This window comes from Achromobacter sp. 1011811831 (assembly GCF_059760905.1).
On the sequence record NZ_JCBANG010000082.1, the window covers coordinates 15,126 to 30,838 of the forward strand.

Sequence of the window (15,713 nt, forward strand, 5' to 3'; positions counted from 1 at the left end):
TGCAATGATGAAAGTTTTGCGCCCCACCAAGCTGATGGCCGCCGCCGCGGTGGCTTTCGGCGTGCTCAGTTCGCCGCTGGCGCACGCTTCCAAGGACGTGACGTTTGCCGTCGCCATCGCCCTGGAAACGCTCGATCCGTACAACACCAACAGCACCCTGAACCAGGCGGCCGGCAAGGCCTACTACGAAGGCCTGTTCGAGTTCGACAAGGACCTGAAGGTCCAGAAGGTGCTGGCCACCGACTACACCGTCAGCGAAGACGGCCTGGTCTACACGTTCAAGCTGCGCGAAGGCGTCAAGTTCCATGACGGCACCGACTTCAACGCCGAAGCCGTCAAGATCAACTTCGACCGCCCGGCCAACCCGGACAACCGCCTGTCGCGCTACATCCAGTTCAGCGTCATCGAGAAGACCGAAGTGGTGGATCCGCTGACGATCAAGATCACGCTGAAGAAGCCGTTCTCGGCCTTCATCAACGCGCTGGCCCACCCGGCCGCCATGATGATCTCGCCGGCCGCGCTGGCCAAGTACGGCAAGGAAATCGGCTTCCACCCGGTGGGCACCGGCCCGTTCGAATTCGTCGAATGGAAGCCGGCCGAATACCTGAAGGTCAAGAAGTTCGACGGCTACTGGAAGAAGGGCTACCCGAAGGTCGACACGCTGACCTTCCGCACCGTCACCGACAACAACACGCGCGCCGCCGTGGTCCAGACCGGCGAGGCCCAGTTCGCCTTCCCGGTGCCGTTCGAGCAGGCCGCCGTGCTGAAGAAGAACGACAAGCTGGACGTGATCGATCACCAGAACTCGATCATGACCCGCTACCTGTCGATGAACGTGCAGCAAAAGCCGTTCGACAATCCCAAGGTGCGCGAAGCCATCAACTACGCCATCAACAAGGAAGCGCTGGCCAAGGTCGCGTTCTCCGGCTATGCCTCCGTGGTCGAAGGCGTGGTGCCGCAGGGCGTGGACTACGCCTACAAGACCGGCGCCTGGCCGCATGACATCAAGAAGGCCAAGGCCCTGCTGGCCGAAGCCGGCTACCCCAACGGCTTCGAAAGCACGCTGTGGTCGGCCTACAACGACGGCACGTCGGTCAAGGCGGTCCAGTTCCTGCAGCAACAGCTGGCCCAGGTCGGCATCAAGGTGTCGGTGGAAGTGCTGGAATCCGGCCAGCGCGTGCAGCGCGTGCAGCAGGTGCAGAAGCCCGAGGAAGCCAAGGTCCGCATGTACTACGCCGGCTGGTCCTCGTCGACCGGCGAGGCCGATTGGGGCCTGCGTCCGCTGCTGACCACGCCGGCTTTCCCGCCCGTGCTCAACAACGTGTCGTACTACTCGAACAAGGCGGTTGACGACGGCGTGCAGCAAGCGCTGGCCACGACCGATCGCGCCAAGAAGACCGAGATCTACAAGAACGTTCAGGAAACCATCTGGAAGGACGCCCCGTGGGCCTTCCTGGTGACCCAGAACAACCTGTACGTCCGTTCGAAGAACCTGTCGGGCGTGTACGTGGAACCGGACACCTCGTTCTGGTTCGGCGACATCGAACTGAAGCAGTAAACCTTGCAGTAACCCCCGGGGCCGCAAGGCCCCACAGTTAGGCCGCATGCGGCGGGGACATGATGTCCCCGCCGCTGTCGCAGGAATTTCAATGCTGACCTACATCGTCAAACGTCTTTTGGGCATGATCCCCACGCTGCTGCTGGTGGCCGTGGTCGTGTTCCTGTTTGTGCACATGCTTCCGGGCGACCCGGCGCGACTGGCCGCGGGCCAGGAGGCCGACCAGCAGACCGTCGAACTCGTGCGCAAGGAACTCGGGCTGGATCTGCCCCTGCCGCAGCAGTTCGTGCGCTACTTCAGCCACATGCTGCAAGGCGACCTGGGTACCTCGCTGCGTACCAAGCGCCCCGTCTCGACCGAAATCGCCGACCGCTTCATGCCCACGCTGTGGCTGACGATCGCCAGCATGGTCTGGTCCGTCGCCTTCGGCATGATCATCGGCATCGTCTCGGCCGTCTGGCGCAACCGCTGGCCCGACCGCCTCGGCATGACGCTGGCCGTGTCCGGCATCTCGTTCCCCGCGTTCGCGCTGGGCATGATGCTGATGCAGATCTTCTCCGTGAACCTGGGCTGGCTGCCGACCGTCGGCGCCTCGACCTGGCAACACTACATCCTGCCTTCCATCACGCTGGGCGCGGCGGTGGCCGCCGTGATGGCGCGCTTCACCCGCGCGTCCTTCGTCGAAGTGGTGCAGGAAGACTTCGTGCGCACCGCGCGCGCCAAGGGCCTGACCGAGCGCCGCGTGATCATCAAGCACGCGCTGCGCAACGCGCTGATCCCGGTGGTCACGATGATGGGTCTGCAGTTCGGCTTCCTGCTGGGCGGCTCCATCGTGGTCGAGACCGTGTTCAACTGGCCCGGCCTGGGCCGCCTGCTGGTCGACGCCGTCACCCAGCGCGACTATCCGGTGATCCAGGGCCTGGTGCTGCTGTTCTCGCTGGAATTCATCCTGATCAACCTGATTGTCGACGTGCTCTACGGCGTCATCAATCCCAGCATCCGTTACAAGTGAGGCGGCCATGAGCAATACGACACCCGCCACTACCATCGCCGCCGCTCCCAAGAACGACGTGCGCACGCCCGCCACCGAGTTCTGGCGCAAGTTCAAGAAGCAGAAGCTGGCCGTCGGCGCCGGCATCTTCGTCCTGCTGCTGGTCGTGGTGGCGATCTTCGCCCCCTGGATTGTGCCGTTCGACGCCGAGAACTTCTTCGACTACGACGCGCTCAACGCCGGCCCCTCGCTGACGCACTGGCTGGGCGTGGACTCGCTGGGCCGCGACATCTTCAGCCGCATCCTGATGGGCGCGCGCATCTCGCTGGCCGCCGGCTTCCTGTCCGTCTTCATGGGCGCCATCGTCGGTACCTTCATGGGCCTGATGGCGGGCTACTACGAAGGCTGGTGGGAACGCATCACCATGCGCGTCTCGGACGTGCTGCTGGCCTTCCCCGGCATGCTGCTGGCCATCGGCGTGGTCGCCATCCTGGGTTCCAGCATGGTCAACGTGATCGTGGCCGTGGCCGTGTTCAGCGTGCCCGCCTTTGCCCGCCTGGTGCGCGGCAACACGCTGTCGATCAAGCAGATGACCTACGTCGAAGCGGTCAAGAGCGTGGGCGCGTCCGACTGGACCATTATCATGCGCCACATCCTGCCCGGCACGATCTCGCCGATCGTGGTGTACGGCACGATGCGCATCGGCACCTCGATCATCACCGCGGCCAGCCTGTCGTTCCTGGGCATGGGCGCCTCGCCTCCCACTCCCGAGTGGGGCGCGATGCTGAACGAGGCCCGCGCCGACATGGTGATCGCGCCGCACGTGGCTATCTTCCCGGCACTGGCGATCTTCCTGACCGTGCTGGCGTTCAACCTGCTGGGCGACGGCCTGCGCGACGCGCTCGATCCCAAGATCGATCGCAAGTAATCCCACGCCGCCGTCCCGCCCGCGCGCGCCTCCTGGCGCGCGCATCCGGCAAGGGACGGCGGCGTTTCGCATTCTGGAGCGACACATGGCTGAGCTGGACACACAAGCGCCGGACATTCCCCGCATCGGCGAGCTGCCGGCGGGCCCCCTGGATTCCATCTGCGACGTGGGCGACGTCACCGTGGGCCACGCCACGCTGGCCGACGGCGCATCGCAGACCGGCGTGACCGTGGTGCGCACGCACGCCGGCGACCCGTTCCTGGACAAGACGCCCGCCGCCGCCACCGTGCTCAACGGCTTCGGCAAGAGCACGGGGCTGGTGCAGGTGCAGGAGCTGGGCGTGCTGGAAACGCCCATCGCGCTGACCAACACCTTCGGCGTGGGCACCGTGGCCAATGCGCAGATCCGCGCCGCCGTGGCCGCCAATCCCGCCATCGGCCGCGAGCTGTCCACGGTCAATCCGCTGGTCTTCGAGTGCAACGACGGCTACCTGAATGACATCCAGGCCATGGCGGTGCAGGAAGCGCACTACGCCCAGGCGCTGGCGGCGGCCGGCAAGCGGATGGCGCAGGGCGCGGTCGGCGCCGGGCGCGGCATGTCCTGCTTTTCGTTCAAGGGCGGCATCGGCTCGGCCTCGCGCCTGGCCGAGGTCCAGCCCGGTCTTCAATACACCGTGGGCGCGCTGGTGCTGGCCAACTTCGGCCGCCTGCCCAACCTGACCGTGGCCGGCCGTCCGTTTGGCCGCCGGCTGTCGCAACAGCTCGACGCCAGCCTGGCGCAGGCCGGCGAGAACGCCGTGATCACGCCTGAGAAGGGCTCGATCATCCTGCTGCTGGCCACCGACGCGCCGCTGGACGCGCGCCAGCTGCGCCGCCTGTCGCTGCGCGCCGGCGCCGGCCTGGCGCGCACAGGCTCGGTGTTCGGCCATGGCAGCGGCGACATCGCGCTGGCCTTTTCCACCGCCTACACCGTGCCACAGCTGGCCGACCGGCCGATGCCGGCGATCGCCATGCTGCACGAAACCCGCATCGATCCGCTGTTCGAGGCGGCGGCGCAGGCCTGCGAGCAGGCCATCATTGCTGCGCTGTGGCGCGCCGACAGCGTGACCGGCCGCGACGGCCATCGCCGCGCCAGCATCCGCGAAGCCGCGCAGCAGTGGCAACAATGGCTCGCTGATTCCGCATTCTGAATATCCCTAGGACTGACCCTATGAAGATCCTGATCTCCACCGATATCGAAGGCGTCGCCGGCGTCTTCCATTCCGAGCAAGTGCGCGCCGGCAACGGCGAATACGAGCGCGCCCGCGCCTGGATGACCGCCGAGGCCAACGCCGCCGTGCAGGGCGCCATCGCTGGCGGCGCCGAGGACATCCTGGTCAACGACTCGCACGGCGGTTTCCGCAACCTGCTGCCCGACGGCCTGGACGAGCGCGCCCGCCTGGTGCTGGGCAAGCCGCGCTACCTGGGCATGATGGGCGGGCTGGAAGAGGGCTGCGACGCGGTCTTCATGATCGGCTACCACTCGCGTTCGCAGGGGCGCGGCATCCTGGCCCACACCATCAACAGCTTCGCCTTCGCCCGCGTGTTCATCAACGGCATGGAGCTGGGCGAGGCCGGCCTGTACGGCGCGCTGGCCGGCGAGATGGGCGTGCCCGTGATCCTGGCGACCGGCGACGACGTCTTCATCAGCGAAACCTCGGACCTGTTCCCCGGCGCGCAATGGGTGCAGACCAAGGTGGCGCACGGGCAGGGCAGCGGCGTCACGCTGTCGCCGGCGGCCTCGCGCCGCGCCATCGCGGCCGCCGCCGAGACGGCCGTGCGCAACCTGAAAAAGGCGGTTCCTTTCCGCATCCCCGCGCCTATAGAATGCCGGTTGCAGACGCAGAGTCCGGCGCTGGCCGACCTGTTCTGCATGTGGCCCACGCTGGAGCGCGTGGACGGCGTGACCCTGAAGTTCACCACGGACAGCATGCAGTCGGCCGTCCGCACGCTGAACAGCCTGGCCGCCATGTCTTTCATGTTGCGTTGAGGATCCCTTTCCCATGTCCAGTACCGATGCCCGTATCGCCCTGCTGCGGCAGGCCATGAGCCGCCGCGGCCTGTCCGCCTACATCGTGCCGTCCTCGGACCCGCACCTGTCCGAATACCTGCCGGCGCGCTGGCAGGGGCGGCGCTGGCTGTCGGGCTTCACGGGCTCGGTGGGCACGCTGGTGGTCACCGCCGATTTCGCCGGCTTGTGGGTCGACAGCCGCTACTGGGTGCAGGCCGAGGCGCAGCTGGCCGGCACCGGCGTGCAGCTGATGAAGATCGCGCTGGCCACCACGCCCGGCCACGTGGACTGGCTGGCCGCCAACACGCGGGCGGGCCAGCGCATCGGCGTGGACGGACAGGTGCTGGGCCTGGCGGCCTTCCGCGCCTTGTCGGCCGCCGCCGCCGCGTCGGGTGCCTCGCTGGAGATCGGCGCCGACCTGTTGGACGACATCTGGGAAGGTCGCGCCGGCCTGCCGGACGCGCGCATTTACGAACACGTCGCGCCGCAGGCCTGCGTCAGCCGCGCCGACAAGCTGGCGCAGGTGCGCGAGGCCATGCGCAAGCACGGCGCCGACGCGCATTTCATCAGCACGCTCGACGACATCGCCTGGCTCTTCAACCTGCGCGGCGCCGATGTGGACTACAACCCGGTGTTCGTCGGCCATGCGCTGGTCGGCCTGGACTACGCCACGCTGTTCGTGGCCGAGGGCAAGGTGGACGAGACCTTGCGCGCGGTGCTGGCCGCCGACGGCGTGGACGTGGCCGGCTATGCCCAGGCCGCCGAGGCGCTGGGCTCGCTGGAGCTGGACCAGACCCTGCTGATCGACCCGGCCCGCGTCACTTGCGGCGTGTTCCACGCCATGAATCCGGACGTGCCGCGCGTCGAGGCGATCAACCCGTCCACGCTGCTGAAGTCGCGCAAGACCGAGGCCGAGCTGGCCAACGTGCGCCAGGCCATGGCGCAGGACGGCGCGGCCCTGTGCGAGTTCTTCGCCTGGTTCGAGGGCGCGCTGGGCAAGGAACGCATCACCGAGCTGACCATCGACGAACAGATCACCGCGGCCCGCGCGCGCCGGCCCGCCTATGTCTGTCCCAGCTTTGCCACCATCGCCGGCTTCAATGCCAACGGCGCCATGCCGCATTACCGCGCCACCGCCGAATCGCATGCCGTGATCGAGGGCGACGGCCTGCTGCTGATCGACTCGGGCGGCCAGTACCTGGGCGGCACCACCGACATCACCCGCGTGGTCGCGGTGGGCGCACCCAGCGCCGACCAGAAGGTCGACTTCACGCTGGTGCTCAAGGGCATGATCGCGCTGTCGCGCGCATCCTTCCCGCGCGGCACCCCGTCGCCCATGCTGGACGCCATCGCGCGCGCGCCGATCTGGGCTGGCGGCGCCGAATACGGCCATGGCACGGGTCACGGCGTGGGCTATTTCCTGAACGTGCACGAAGGCCCGCAGGTCATTTCGTACCGCGCGGCGCCGGGCCCGCACACGGCGATGGAGCCGGGCATGATCACCTCCAACGAACCGGGCATCTACCGTCCGGGCCGCTGGGGCGTGCGTATCGAGAACCTGGTGGCCAATCGCAGCTGGCTGACCTCGGAGCTGGGCGAGTTCCTGTGCTTCGAGACGCTGACGCTGTGCCCGATCGATACGCGCTGCATCGAGCCGTCGCTGCTGCGCGACGACGAGCGCGCCTGGCTCAACGACTATCACAAGACGGTGTTCGAGCGCCTGTCGCCGCTGGTCGAGGGCGATGCCCTGGCGTGGCTGACGCTGCGTTGTAAAGGGATGTGACCCAAAGGGGTAGCCCACCCCCGAAGCGCCTGCGGCGCTTCCCCCTCAAGGGGGCATGCCGACGGACCGGCAAAGCCGGCTCCGTGGCATTGCGATCGGGCGCGACTTTCGCACCTCGCGTAGACACAGTCGAAGACACAAGGCCAGCGCCATATGGCGCCGGCCTTGTCGCATCGAGTGCCGGACTGGCTTGCTCCTACTCGTTGATCTCGATCTTCGACTGCTCGATGATGGTCTGGTAGCGCTTCATCTCGGCGTCGATGAAGCGGCTGAAATCGGCCGAGTTCTTGACCGCGGGTTCGAAGCCCAGTCCGCCTAGCTGTTCCACCACCTTGGGCGTGGCCATGATCTTGGCCGACGCCGCTTCCAGCTTCTTGACCACCGGCGCCGGCAGCTTGGCCGGGCCCCACACGCCGTACCAGGAATAGAACTCGAAGTTCTTCTGGCCCTGCTCGCGCATGCTGGGCACGTCAGCCAGCAGCGGGCTGCGCTCGGCGCCTGTCACCGCCACGGCGCGCAGTTTGTCGGCGCGCACCATGGGCAGCGAGGACAGCATCGGGTCGAACAGCGCGTGCACCTGGCCGCCGACCAGGTCCGACAGCGCCGGGCCGCCGCCGCGGTACAGCACGATCGGGATCTGGCTCAGGCCGTTCTCGTGCAGGAAGGAGGCCGCCGCCAGATGGCCGGCCGAGCCGAAGCCGGTGGTGGCGAATGAGTATTTCTGCGGATCGGCCTTCAGCGTCTTGACCAGCTCCTGCACGTTGTTGGCCGGCACCTTGGGGTTGATGCTGAAGATCAGCGCGCCCTGCGCCAGTTCGCTGATGGGCGTGAAATCCTTGACCGCGTCGAACTTGATGGTCTTCTTGTACAGCAGCGGATTGATCGCATGGATCGAGGCGTTCAGGTACAGCGTGTAGCCGTCCGGCGTGGCGCGCGCGACGTAGGCCGCGCCGATCATGCCGGAAGCGCCGGCGCGGTTTTCCACCACCACGGACTGGCCCAGCTCCTTGGCGAGCTGCTCGGCATAGATGCGCGCCACGCCGTCGACCGAGCCGCCGGGCGGATGCGGCACCACCAGCGTGATCGGACGCTGCGGATAGGCATCCTGCGCGGATGCGGCGGCGGGCGCCAGGCTGGCGGCCAGCGTCAGGGCGGGAACCAGGAATTTGAGCAGCGCCAGCGGCGCGCGGTCGGAAGCGGAACGGGACATGGCAGTATCTCTCGGGCAGGGGGGCGGCGCGGCGGGCGCGTGCGGGCATGCGGCGCCGCGCGGGGCGGGCGCCCGGTGCGCGGCGGCATGCCGGATTCGGGTTCGAGCCGGCGGCCTCGCCGCCGCCGGTCGTGCTCAGGCGGCCGGGATCAGGCCGCCTTCAGCTGGGCCGAGCTGAAACCGTACTTGGCGTCCAGCCCCAGCTCGCGCACGATGCGCAGGCCCTTGGCCAGCGCCTCGCCTTCCAGGCCGCGCAGCGGGCGGCGCAGGTCGCCCACGGGCAGGCCCACGGCCTTCATCAGCGACTTGATCGCCACCGGGTTGATGGCCGAATACGAGTAGTGCAGCATCGGCAGCAGGCCCAGATAGCCTTCGCGGAAGCTCACCGACACGTCCGGCGTGTCCCAGGGGCGCGAGATGGCGGCCATCTCGGCCGGCGCGATGTTACCGGTCATGTTGGCGGTGCCGTGGCCGCCCAGGCTCATGGTGGGGACCACCAGGCCCAGGTTGGGCGAATCGCAGCACATCACCGACACATCGGGACGGCCGCGCAGCACCTGCGCCACCTGCCCGACGCGGGTGGTGGATTCCTTGTGCACCACGTAGTTCGGGTGCTTGAAGATGCGCAGCAGCTGGTCCCAGTGCAGGTCGCTCTTGACCCGAGGCGGGTTGTTGTAGATGCCCAGCGGCAGGTCGGTGGCGTCGGCCACTTCGAGGAAGTAGGCCTCGGTGTCGGCCTCGGACGCGCAGATGTAGGCCGGGGCGGCCAGGATGGCGCCGTCGGCGCCGTTCTCGCGCGCGAACTTCAGGTATTCGATGGTGGTGTCGGTGTTGTTGCCGGTGCAGCCGTAGAACAGCTGCATCTTGCCGGTCTTCATCTTGGCGGTTTCGACGATGACCTGGCGGCGTTCTTCGGGCGACAGCAGCGAGACTTCGCCGGTGGAACCCATGATCAGCACGGCGGCGGTGCCGTGGTCTTCCTGGAACTTCAAAAGGCTGCGAAAGGCGCTGAAATCGACGCTGCCGTCCCGGTTGAAGGGCGTGACGATGGCGACGAAGGACCCCTGGATCTTGTTTTTGCTCATGACCTACTCCAACAAATTGGACTGCCTTATGAGTCAGGTGCCGCGCGGTCGGTGCTGACGCCTGACCATTCCCCTTGCTGCTTTCGCAGTATAGAAAGACCGGTCCCGAAAAATTTTCTATTTTCCACAGTTCAGAGACGGCCTAAAGACAATTATTTTCTAAGTTGATGCTGCTAAGTTATGAGAATTTCCCCAACAATACGGCTTTTGTTGCAGCCACCGGGAGGATTCCATGGCCGACACGATCTCCCGTTTCCCCACCCTGTCGCACTGGGGCGCCTATACGGCGGTGGTGCAGGGTGGCCGGCTCGCGGGCTGCGAGCCCTTCGCCCATGACCAGGCTCCGTCCCCGCTTATTCATGCGATGCCCGACCTGGTCCATTCGCCGCTGAGGGTGGCGCGGCCCAGCGTGCGCGCCAGCTGGCTCAGGCATCGCGGCGCACCCGAGCTGCGGGGCGTCGAGGGCTATGTCGAGGTCGAATGGGACGTGGCGCTGCGGCTGGTGCACGAGGAATTGCAGCGCGTGCGCGCCGAGCATGGTCCGACCGCGATCTTCGGCGGCTCCTATGGCTGGTCCTCGGCCGGCCGGCTGCATCACGCGCGCACGCTGACGCATCGCTTTCTCTATGCCGGCGGCGGCTGCGTGGACCAGGCCGGCAACTACAGTTGGGGCGCGGCGCAGTTCCTGCTGCCGCACATCATCGGAACCTACGCGCCGGTGACGGGCCGCGTCACCGACTGGAACAGCGTGGTGGGCAATACGCGGCTGCTGATCGCCTTTGGCGGCATCGCGCTGCGCAACACGCAGATCACGTCGGGCGGCGCCGGCGACCATCCCACGCCCGGCTGGCTGGCGCGGGCGCGCGCGGCGGGCATGCGGACGGTGATCGTGAGCCCGTCGCGCGGCGACGCGCCCGAGGCGCTGGATGCCGAATGGGTGCCCATCCGCCCCAATACCGACGCGGCCCTGATGCTGGGCATGGCGCACACGCTGTTGTCCGAGGGCCTGCACGACGCGGATTTCGTGGCGCGCTGCTGCAACGGCTTCGAGACCTACGCCGACTATGTGCTGGGCCGCGCCGGCGGCCAGGCCCGCACGCCGGAATGGGCGGAGGGCGTTTGCGGCGTGCCGGCGGCCACCATCCGCCGGCTGGCGCGCGAGGCGGCCGGCTGCCGCACGCTGCTGACCTGCGCCTGGTCCTTGCAGCGCAGCCATCGCGGCGAGCAACCGTACTGGGGCAGCGTGGCGCTGGCCGCGCTGCTGGGCCAGATCGGCCTGCCCGGCGGCGGCTTCGCCTTCGGGCACGGCTCGATGAACGGCGCCGGCAATCCCCGGCCCGACCTGCCCGCGCCGGAAATGCGCGCGGGCCGCAACCCGGCAGGCGCCTCGATTCCCGTGGCGCGCATGGCCGACATGCTGCTGCATCCCGGCCAGTCCTATGAATTCAACGGCCGCGGCGGCGTCTATCCAGACATCCGGCTGGTGTACTGGGCCGGCGGCAACCCCTTCCATCACCACCAGGACCTGAACCGGCTGGCGCGGGCCTGGACGCGGCCCGAGACCATCATCGTGCACGAGCCCTGGTGGACGCCGACCGCGCGCCGCGCCGACATCGTGCTGCCGGCCACCACCACGCTGGAGCGCAACGACGTGGGCGGATCGTCGCGCGATCGTTACATCCTGGCGATGCGCCAGGCGCTGGCGCCCGTCGGCCACAGCCGCAACGACTTCGACATCTACCGCGAGCTGGCGGCGATGGCGGGCTTCGAGCAGACCTACACCGAAGGCCGTGACGAGATGGCCTGGATCCGCCATATCTACGAGCAGATGCGGCCGGCCTGGGAGGCGCAGCAGCTGACGCTGCCCGATTTCGACGCCTTCTGGGAACTGGGCCACGTGGCGCTGCCCGAACCGCCGCGCGACTTTGTGCTGTTCGAGCAGTTCCGCGCCGATCCCCAGGCGCATCCGCTCAAGACCGCCTCGGGCAAGCTGGAGCTGCACAGCGAGGCGCTGGCCGGCTTCGGCTACGCCGATTGCCCGCCGCATCCGGCCTGGCTGGCGCCGGCGGAATGGCTGGGCGCCGAGGCCGCCCGCGAGTGGCCGCTGCATCTGGTGACCTGCCAGCCGGCGGGCCGGCTGCATTCGCAGCTGGACCAGTCGAACGCCGCGCGCCAGGCCGAGATCGCCGGGCGCGAACCGGTGCGCATGCATCCGGCCGACGCCGCCGCGCGCGGCATCGGCCAGGGCGACGTGGTGCGCCTGTACAACGAACGCGGCGCCTGCCTGGGCGGGGCCGATCTGGACGAGGGCGTGGCGCGCGGCGTGGTGGTCATGGCCACGGGCGCCTGGTTCGATCCGCGCGACGCGGCGCTGGAGCGCCACGGCAATCCGAACGTGCTGACCCGGGACGAGGGCACCTCGCGGCTGGCGCAGGGCTGCAGTGCGCTGTCGGCGCTGGTGCAGGCGGAAAAGTGGGCCGGCGGGCCGGAGCCGGTGCGGGTGTTCGAGCCGCCGGAGCTGGAGCGCCTGGCGGGCTGAACCTGGCGGGCGGCCGCCCCGCCGGGGGCAAAATGGGGGCGATCGGTCCGCAAGCCGCGTCCCGCCTGGGCGCTGCCAAATGTTACGCCTGGCGGCTAAGGGGAAACCCAAACTCGCCGCGCCTCCCGGCTATAATCCAAATTTCCCGCACGCGCCCGCTCGTCCCGGGCGCTCATTACGATGACCAAATACGTATTTGTCACCGGCGGAGTGGTGTCTTCCCTGGGCAAGGGCATCGCCGCCGCGTCGCTTGCAGCCATCCTCGAGTCGCGTGGTCTGCAGGTCACCATGCTCAAGCTCGACCCCTACATCAACGTCGATCCGGGCACCATGAGCCCGTTCCAGCACGGCGAAGTGTTCGTCACAGAAGACGGCGCCGAGACCGACCTGGACCTGGGGCACTACGAGCGCTTCGTTTCCGCCCGCATGCACAAGGTGAACAACTTCACCACCGGGCAGATCTACGAATCGGTGCTGCGCAAGGAGCGTCGTGGCGACTACCTGGGCAAGACCGTCCAGGTCATTCCGCACATCACCAATGAAATCCAGGACTTCATCGCCCGTGGCGCCGATGCCGCCTGGAATGGCAACACCGATGTGGCCATCGTCGAGATCGGCGGCACCGTGGGCGACATCGAGTCGCTGCCGTTCCTGGAAGCCGCCCGCCAGATGAGCCTGCGCATGGGCCGCAACAACGCCGCCTTCGTGCACCTGACGCTGGTGCCGTTCATCGCGTCCGCCGGCGAACTCAAGACCAAGCCGACCCAGCACTCGGTGCAGAAGCTGCGCGAAATCGGCATCTACCCGAACGCGCTGCTGTGCCGCGCCGACCGCCCGATCCCGGATGACGAGCGCGCCAAGATCTCGATGTTCTCGAACGTGCCGCTGGATGCGGTGATTTCCGTCTGGGACGCCGATTCCATCTACAAGATCCCCGCCATGCTGCACAAGCAGGGCGTGGACAACATCGTCTGCGAAGCGCTGGGCCTGAACCCGCCGCCGGCCGACCTGTCCATGTGGGACAACCTGGTCGAGGCGCTGGAGCATCCGCAGCACCAGCTCACCATCGGCATGGTCGGCAAGTACGTCGACCTGACCGAGTCGTACAAGTCGCTGACCGAAGCCCTGGTGCACGCCGGCATCCACACGCGCTCGAAGATCAACATCGAGTACATCGACTCGGAAGACATCGAGACCCGCGGTACCGACCAGCTCAAGCACCTGGACGCCATCCTGGTGCCGGGCGGCTTCGGCAAGCGCGGCACCGAGGGCAAGATTGCCGCCATCCGCTACGCCCGCGAGAACGGTGTGCCCTACCTGGGCATCTGCCTGGGCATGCAACTGGCCGTGATCGAGTTCGCGCGCCACGTGGCCGGCCTGGGCGGCGCCAACAGCACCGAGTTCGATCCGTCCGCGCCGCATCCGGTGGTGGCCCTGATCACCGAGTGGATGGACCGCGAAGGCAAGGTCGAGAAGCGCGACAACTCGTCCGACCTGGGCGGCACGATGCGCAAGGGCGCGCAGCGCGTGCCCATCAAGTCGGGCACCCGCGCCCAGAGCATCTACGGCGACGAGGTCAACGAGCGCCACCGTCACCGCTACGAGGTGAACAACGTCTACGTGCCGCGCCTGGAAGAGGCCGGCATGGTGATCAGCGCGCGCACCCCGAGCGAGAACCTGCCGGAAATCATGGAACTGCCCGACCACCCCTGGTTCGTCGGCGTGCAATTCCACCCGGAGTTCACGTCCACGCCGCGCGACGGCCACCCGTTGTTCTCCAGCTATATCCGCGCCGCCATCGAGCACAAGGCTCGCCGCGGCGGGCAGGACGCCTGATGCGGTTCCGCGGCCCGGCCTCGCGCTTGCGCACGGCCAGGGCCGCGGGCAATTTCGCTGGCGCCCTTCATCCACGCAATCGCTCACAAGGAGCCCCATGAGTGCCTATCTGATCGCCGATGTCTCAGTGACCAAGCCTGCGCAATACGAGGATTACAAGCGTCTGTCCACGCTCGCGATGCGGGCCTACGACGCCAAGATCCTGGTGCGCGGCGGCGACTCCAAGGTGCTCGAGGGGCGTGAGCCCGGCCGCACGGTTGTCATGGAGTTTCCCTCCATGGGCGCCGCGCAGGCCTTCTACGACTCCTGGCAGTACCGCCGGGCCCGCAATGCCCGCGAAGGCGCGGCCGTCATGAATATGTTTATCGTTCAGGGAATGTAAAGTCATGAGTGCAATCGTCGACATCATCGGCCGCGAAATCCTCGATTCGCGCGGCAACCCCACCGTGGAATGCGATGTGCTGCTGGAATCCGGCGCCATGGGCCGCGCGGCCGTGCCGTCGGGCGCGTCCACCGGCGCCCGCGAAGCCATCGAGCTGCGCGACGGCGACAAGAGCCGCTACCTGGGCAAGGGCGTGCTGCGCGCCGTCGAGAACCTCAACACCGAGATCTCCGAAGCGCTGATGGGCCTGGACGCGCAGGAGCAGACCTTCGTCGATCGCACCCTGATCGAGCTGGACGGCACCGAGTCCAAGGAACGCCTGGGCGCCAACGCGCTGCTGGCCGCCTCGATGGCCGTGGCCCGCGCCGCCGCCGACGAGTCCGGCCTGTCGCTGTACCGCTATTTCGGCGGCAGCGGCCCCATGAGCATGCCCGTGCCGATGATGAACGTCATCAACGGCGGCGCGCACGCCAACAACACGCTGGACCTGCAGGAACTGATGATTCTGCCGGTGGGCGCGGGCAGCTTCCGTGAAGCCCTGCGCTGGGGCGCCGAAGTCTTCCACATGCTCAAGAAGCTGATCCATGGCCAGGGCATGTCCACCGCCGTGGGCGACGAGGGCGGTTTCGCCCCCAACGTGGCCAGCCACGAAGCCGCGATCCAGCTGATCCTGAAGGCCATCACCGAAGCCGGCTACGAGCCGGGCACGCAGATCGCCCTGGGCCTGGACTGCGCCAGCTCCGAGTTCTACCGCGACGGCAAGTACACGCTGGCCGGCGAAGGCGGCATCTCGCTGTCCTCGCAGGAATTCACCAACCTGCTGGCGACCTGGTGCGACAAGTACCCGATCATCTCGATCGAGGACGGCATGGCCGAAAACGACTGGGACGGCTGGAAGCTCCTGACCGACCAGCTCGGCAAGAAGGTGCAGCTGGTGGGCGACGACCTGTTCGTCACCAACACCAAGATCCTGCGCGAAGGCATCCAGAAGGGCGTGGCCAACTCGATCCTCATCAAGATCAACCAGATCGGCACCCTGACCGAGACCTTCGCCGCCATCGAAATGGCCAAGCGCGCCGGCTACACCGCCGTCGTGTCGCACCGTTCGGGCGAAACCGAGGATTCCACCATCGCCGACATCGCGGTGGCCACCAACGCCATGCAGATCAAGACCGGTTCGCTGTCGCGTTCCGACCGCATGGCCAAGTACAACCAGCTGCTGCGCATCGAGGAAGAGCTGGCTGAAGTGGCCTCCTACCCTGGCCTGGAAGCTTTCTACAACTTGCGCTAAGGTAGGCGCGGCGGCCGGCGTGCAGCGCCAGGCCGCCGCCGTATGACACGACGGCTGAGGG

At 67.6% G+C, this 15,713-nt stretch carries 12 protein-coding genes; 10 read left to right on the forward strand and 2 right to left on the reverse strand.

Annotated elements, in window-relative coordinates:
- Positions 1–4: 4 nt before the first annotated feature.
- The 6 genes from gsiB to AC6LJ9_RS24400 all read left to right on the forward strand — a co-directional run bounded on the left by gsiB (position 5) and on the right by AC6LJ9_RS24400 (position 7,309).
- The gene (gene gsiB, locus AC6LJ9_RS24375; protein ID WP_498149546.1) at positions 5–1,558 is read left to right on the forward strand and encodes a glutathione ABC transporter substrate-binding protein GsiB; all 1,554 of its coding nucleotides are present in this window, start codon (positions 5–7) and stop codon (positions 1,556–1,558) included.
- 91 nt (positions 1,559–1,649) lie between these two features.
- The gene (gene gsiC, locus AC6LJ9_RS24380) at positions 1,650–2,570 is read left to right on the forward strand and encodes a glutathione ABC transporter permease GsiC (protein ID WP_103273182.1); all 921 of its coding nucleotides are present in this window, start codon (positions 1,650–1,652) and stop codon (positions 2,568–2,570) included.
- A gap of 7 nt (positions 2,571–2,577) precedes the next feature.
- Complete coding sequence (gsiD, locus tag AC6LJ9_RS24385) at positions 2,578–3,477, forward strand: glutathione ABC transporter permease GsiD (protein WP_498149547.1); 900 nt, start codon at positions 2,578–2,580, stop codon at positions 3,475–3,477.
- A gap of 85 nt (positions 3,478–3,562) precedes the next feature.
- Complete coding sequence (locus AC6LJ9_RS24390) at positions 3,563–4,666, forward strand: DmpA family aminopeptidase (protein ID WP_498149548.1); 1,104 nt, start codon at positions 3,563–3,565, stop codon at positions 4,664–4,666.
- Positions 4,667–4,686: 20 nt separating this feature from the next.
- On the forward strand, positions 4,687–5,505 hold the full coding sequence (locus tag AC6LJ9_RS24395) for a M55 family metallopeptidase (protein WP_498149549.1): 819 nt from the start codon (positions 4,687–4,689) through the stop codon (positions 5,503–5,505).
- Between the two features lie 13 nt (positions 5,506–5,518).
- Positions 5,519–7,309, forward strand: coding sequence for an aminopeptidase P family protein (locus tag AC6LJ9_RS24400; RefSeq protein WP_498149550.1), 1,791 nt, complete (start codon positions 5,519–5,521; stop codon positions 7,307–7,309).
- A 196-nt stretch (positions 7,310–7,505) separates the two neighbouring features.
- On the opposite strand, the gene AC6LJ9_RS24405 is transcribed toward AC6LJ9_RS24400, so the two are convergent.
- Both AC6LJ9_RS24405 and AC6LJ9_RS24410 read right to left on the reverse strand, forming a co-directional pair.
- The gene (locus AC6LJ9_RS24405; protein ID WP_498149551.1) at positions 7,506–8,519 is read right to left on the reverse strand and encodes a Bug family tripartite tricarboxylate transporter substrate binding protein; all 1,014 of its coding nucleotides are present in this window, start codon (positions 8,517–8,519) and stop codon (positions 7,506–7,508) included.
- A gap of 149 nt (positions 8,520–8,668) precedes the next feature.
- Positions 8,669–9,604, reverse strand: coding sequence for a 4-hydroxy-tetrahydrodipicolinate synthase family protein (locus tag AC6LJ9_RS24410; protein ID WP_498142220.1), 936 nt, complete (start codon positions 9,602–9,604; stop codon positions 8,669–8,671).
- Positions 9,605–9,836: 232 nt separating this feature from the next.
- Between AC6LJ9_RS24410 and AC6LJ9_RS24415 the strand changes: the two genes are divergently transcribed.
- From AC6LJ9_RS24415 to eno, 4 genes are all read left to right on the forward strand, one after another.
- Positions 9,837–12,143, forward strand: a complete 2,307-nt coding sequence (locus AC6LJ9_RS24415) for a molybdopterin-dependent oxidoreductase (protein ID WP_498149552.1) — start codon at positions 9,837–9,839, stop codon at positions 12,141–12,143.
- A gap of 180 nt (positions 12,144–12,323) precedes the next feature.
- Positions 12,324–13,979: a CTP synthase gene (gene pyrG, locus AC6LJ9_RS24420; protein ID WP_212320375.1), complete on the forward strand. Its 1,656-nt coding sequence runs from the start codon at positions 12,324–12,326 to the stop codon at positions 13,977–13,979.
- A gap of 97 nt (positions 13,980–14,076) precedes the next feature.
- Positions 14,077–14,361 carry a DUF1330 domain-containing protein gene (locus AC6LJ9_RS24425; RefSeq protein WP_212320373.1) on the forward strand — a complete coding sequence of 95 codons (285 nt, stop codon included), beginning with the start codon at positions 14,077–14,079 and terminating at the stop codon, positions 14,359–14,361.
- A gap of 4 nt (positions 14,362–14,365) precedes the next feature.
- A complete protein-coding gene (eno, locus tag AC6LJ9_RS24430) occupies positions 14,366–15,652 on the forward strand; it encodes a phosphopyruvate hydratase (RefSeq protein WP_006393534.1) in 1,287 nt (428 codons plus the stop codon).
- Positions 15,653–15,713: the final 61 nt, after the last annotated feature.

Excerpts from the sequence above, each read along its gene's own strand:
- AC6LJ9_RS24425 (WP_212320373.1), top strand. The coding sequence starts at position 14,077 with ATGAGTGCCTATCTGATCGCCGATGTCTCAGTGACCAAGCCTGCGCAA.
- AC6LJ9_RS24395 (WP_498149549.1), top strand. The coding sequence starts at position 4,687 with ATGAAGATCCTGATCTCCACCGATATCGAAGGCGTCGCCGGCGTCTTC.
- AC6LJ9_RS24405 (WP_498149551.1), bottom strand. The coding sequence starts at position 8,519 with ATGTCCCGTTCCGCTTCCGACCGCGCGCCGCTGGCGCTGCTCAAATTC.
- AC6LJ9_RS24410 (WP_498142220.1), bottom strand. The coding sequence starts at position 9,604 with ATGAGCAAAAACAAGATCCAGGGGTCCTTCGTCGCCATCGTCACGCCC.
- pyrG (WP_212320375.1), top strand. The coding sequence starts at position 12,324 with ATGACCAAATACGTATTTGTCACCGGCGGAGTGGTGTCTTCCCTGGGC.
- eno (WP_006393534.1), top strand. The coding sequence starts at position 14,366 with ATGAGTGCAATCGTCGACATCATCGGCCGCGAAATCCTCGATTCGCGC.
- AC6LJ9_RS24400 (WP_498149550.1), top strand. The coding sequence starts at position 5,519 with ATGTCCAGTACCGATGCCCGTATCGCCCTGCTGCGGCAGGCCATGAGC.
- gsiB (WP_498149546.1), top strand. The coding sequence starts at position 5 with ATGATGAAAGTTTTGCGCCCCACCAAGCTGATGGCCGCCGCCGCGGTG.
- AC6LJ9_RS24415 (WP_498149552.1), top strand. The coding sequence starts at position 9,837 with ATGGCCGACACGATCTCCCGTTTCCCCACCCTGTCGCACTGGGGCGCC.
- gsiD (WP_498149547.1), top strand. The coding sequence starts at position 2,578 with ATGAGCAATACGACACCCGCCACTACCATCGCCGCCGCTCCCAAGAAC.
- gsiC (WP_103273182.1), top strand. The coding sequence starts at position 1,650 with ATGCTGACCTACATCGTCAAACGTCTTTTGGGCATGATCCCCACGCTG.
- AC6LJ9_RS24390 (WP_498149548.1), top strand. The coding sequence starts at position 3,563 with ATGGCTGAGCTGGACACACAAGCGCCGGACATTCCCCGCATCGGCGAG.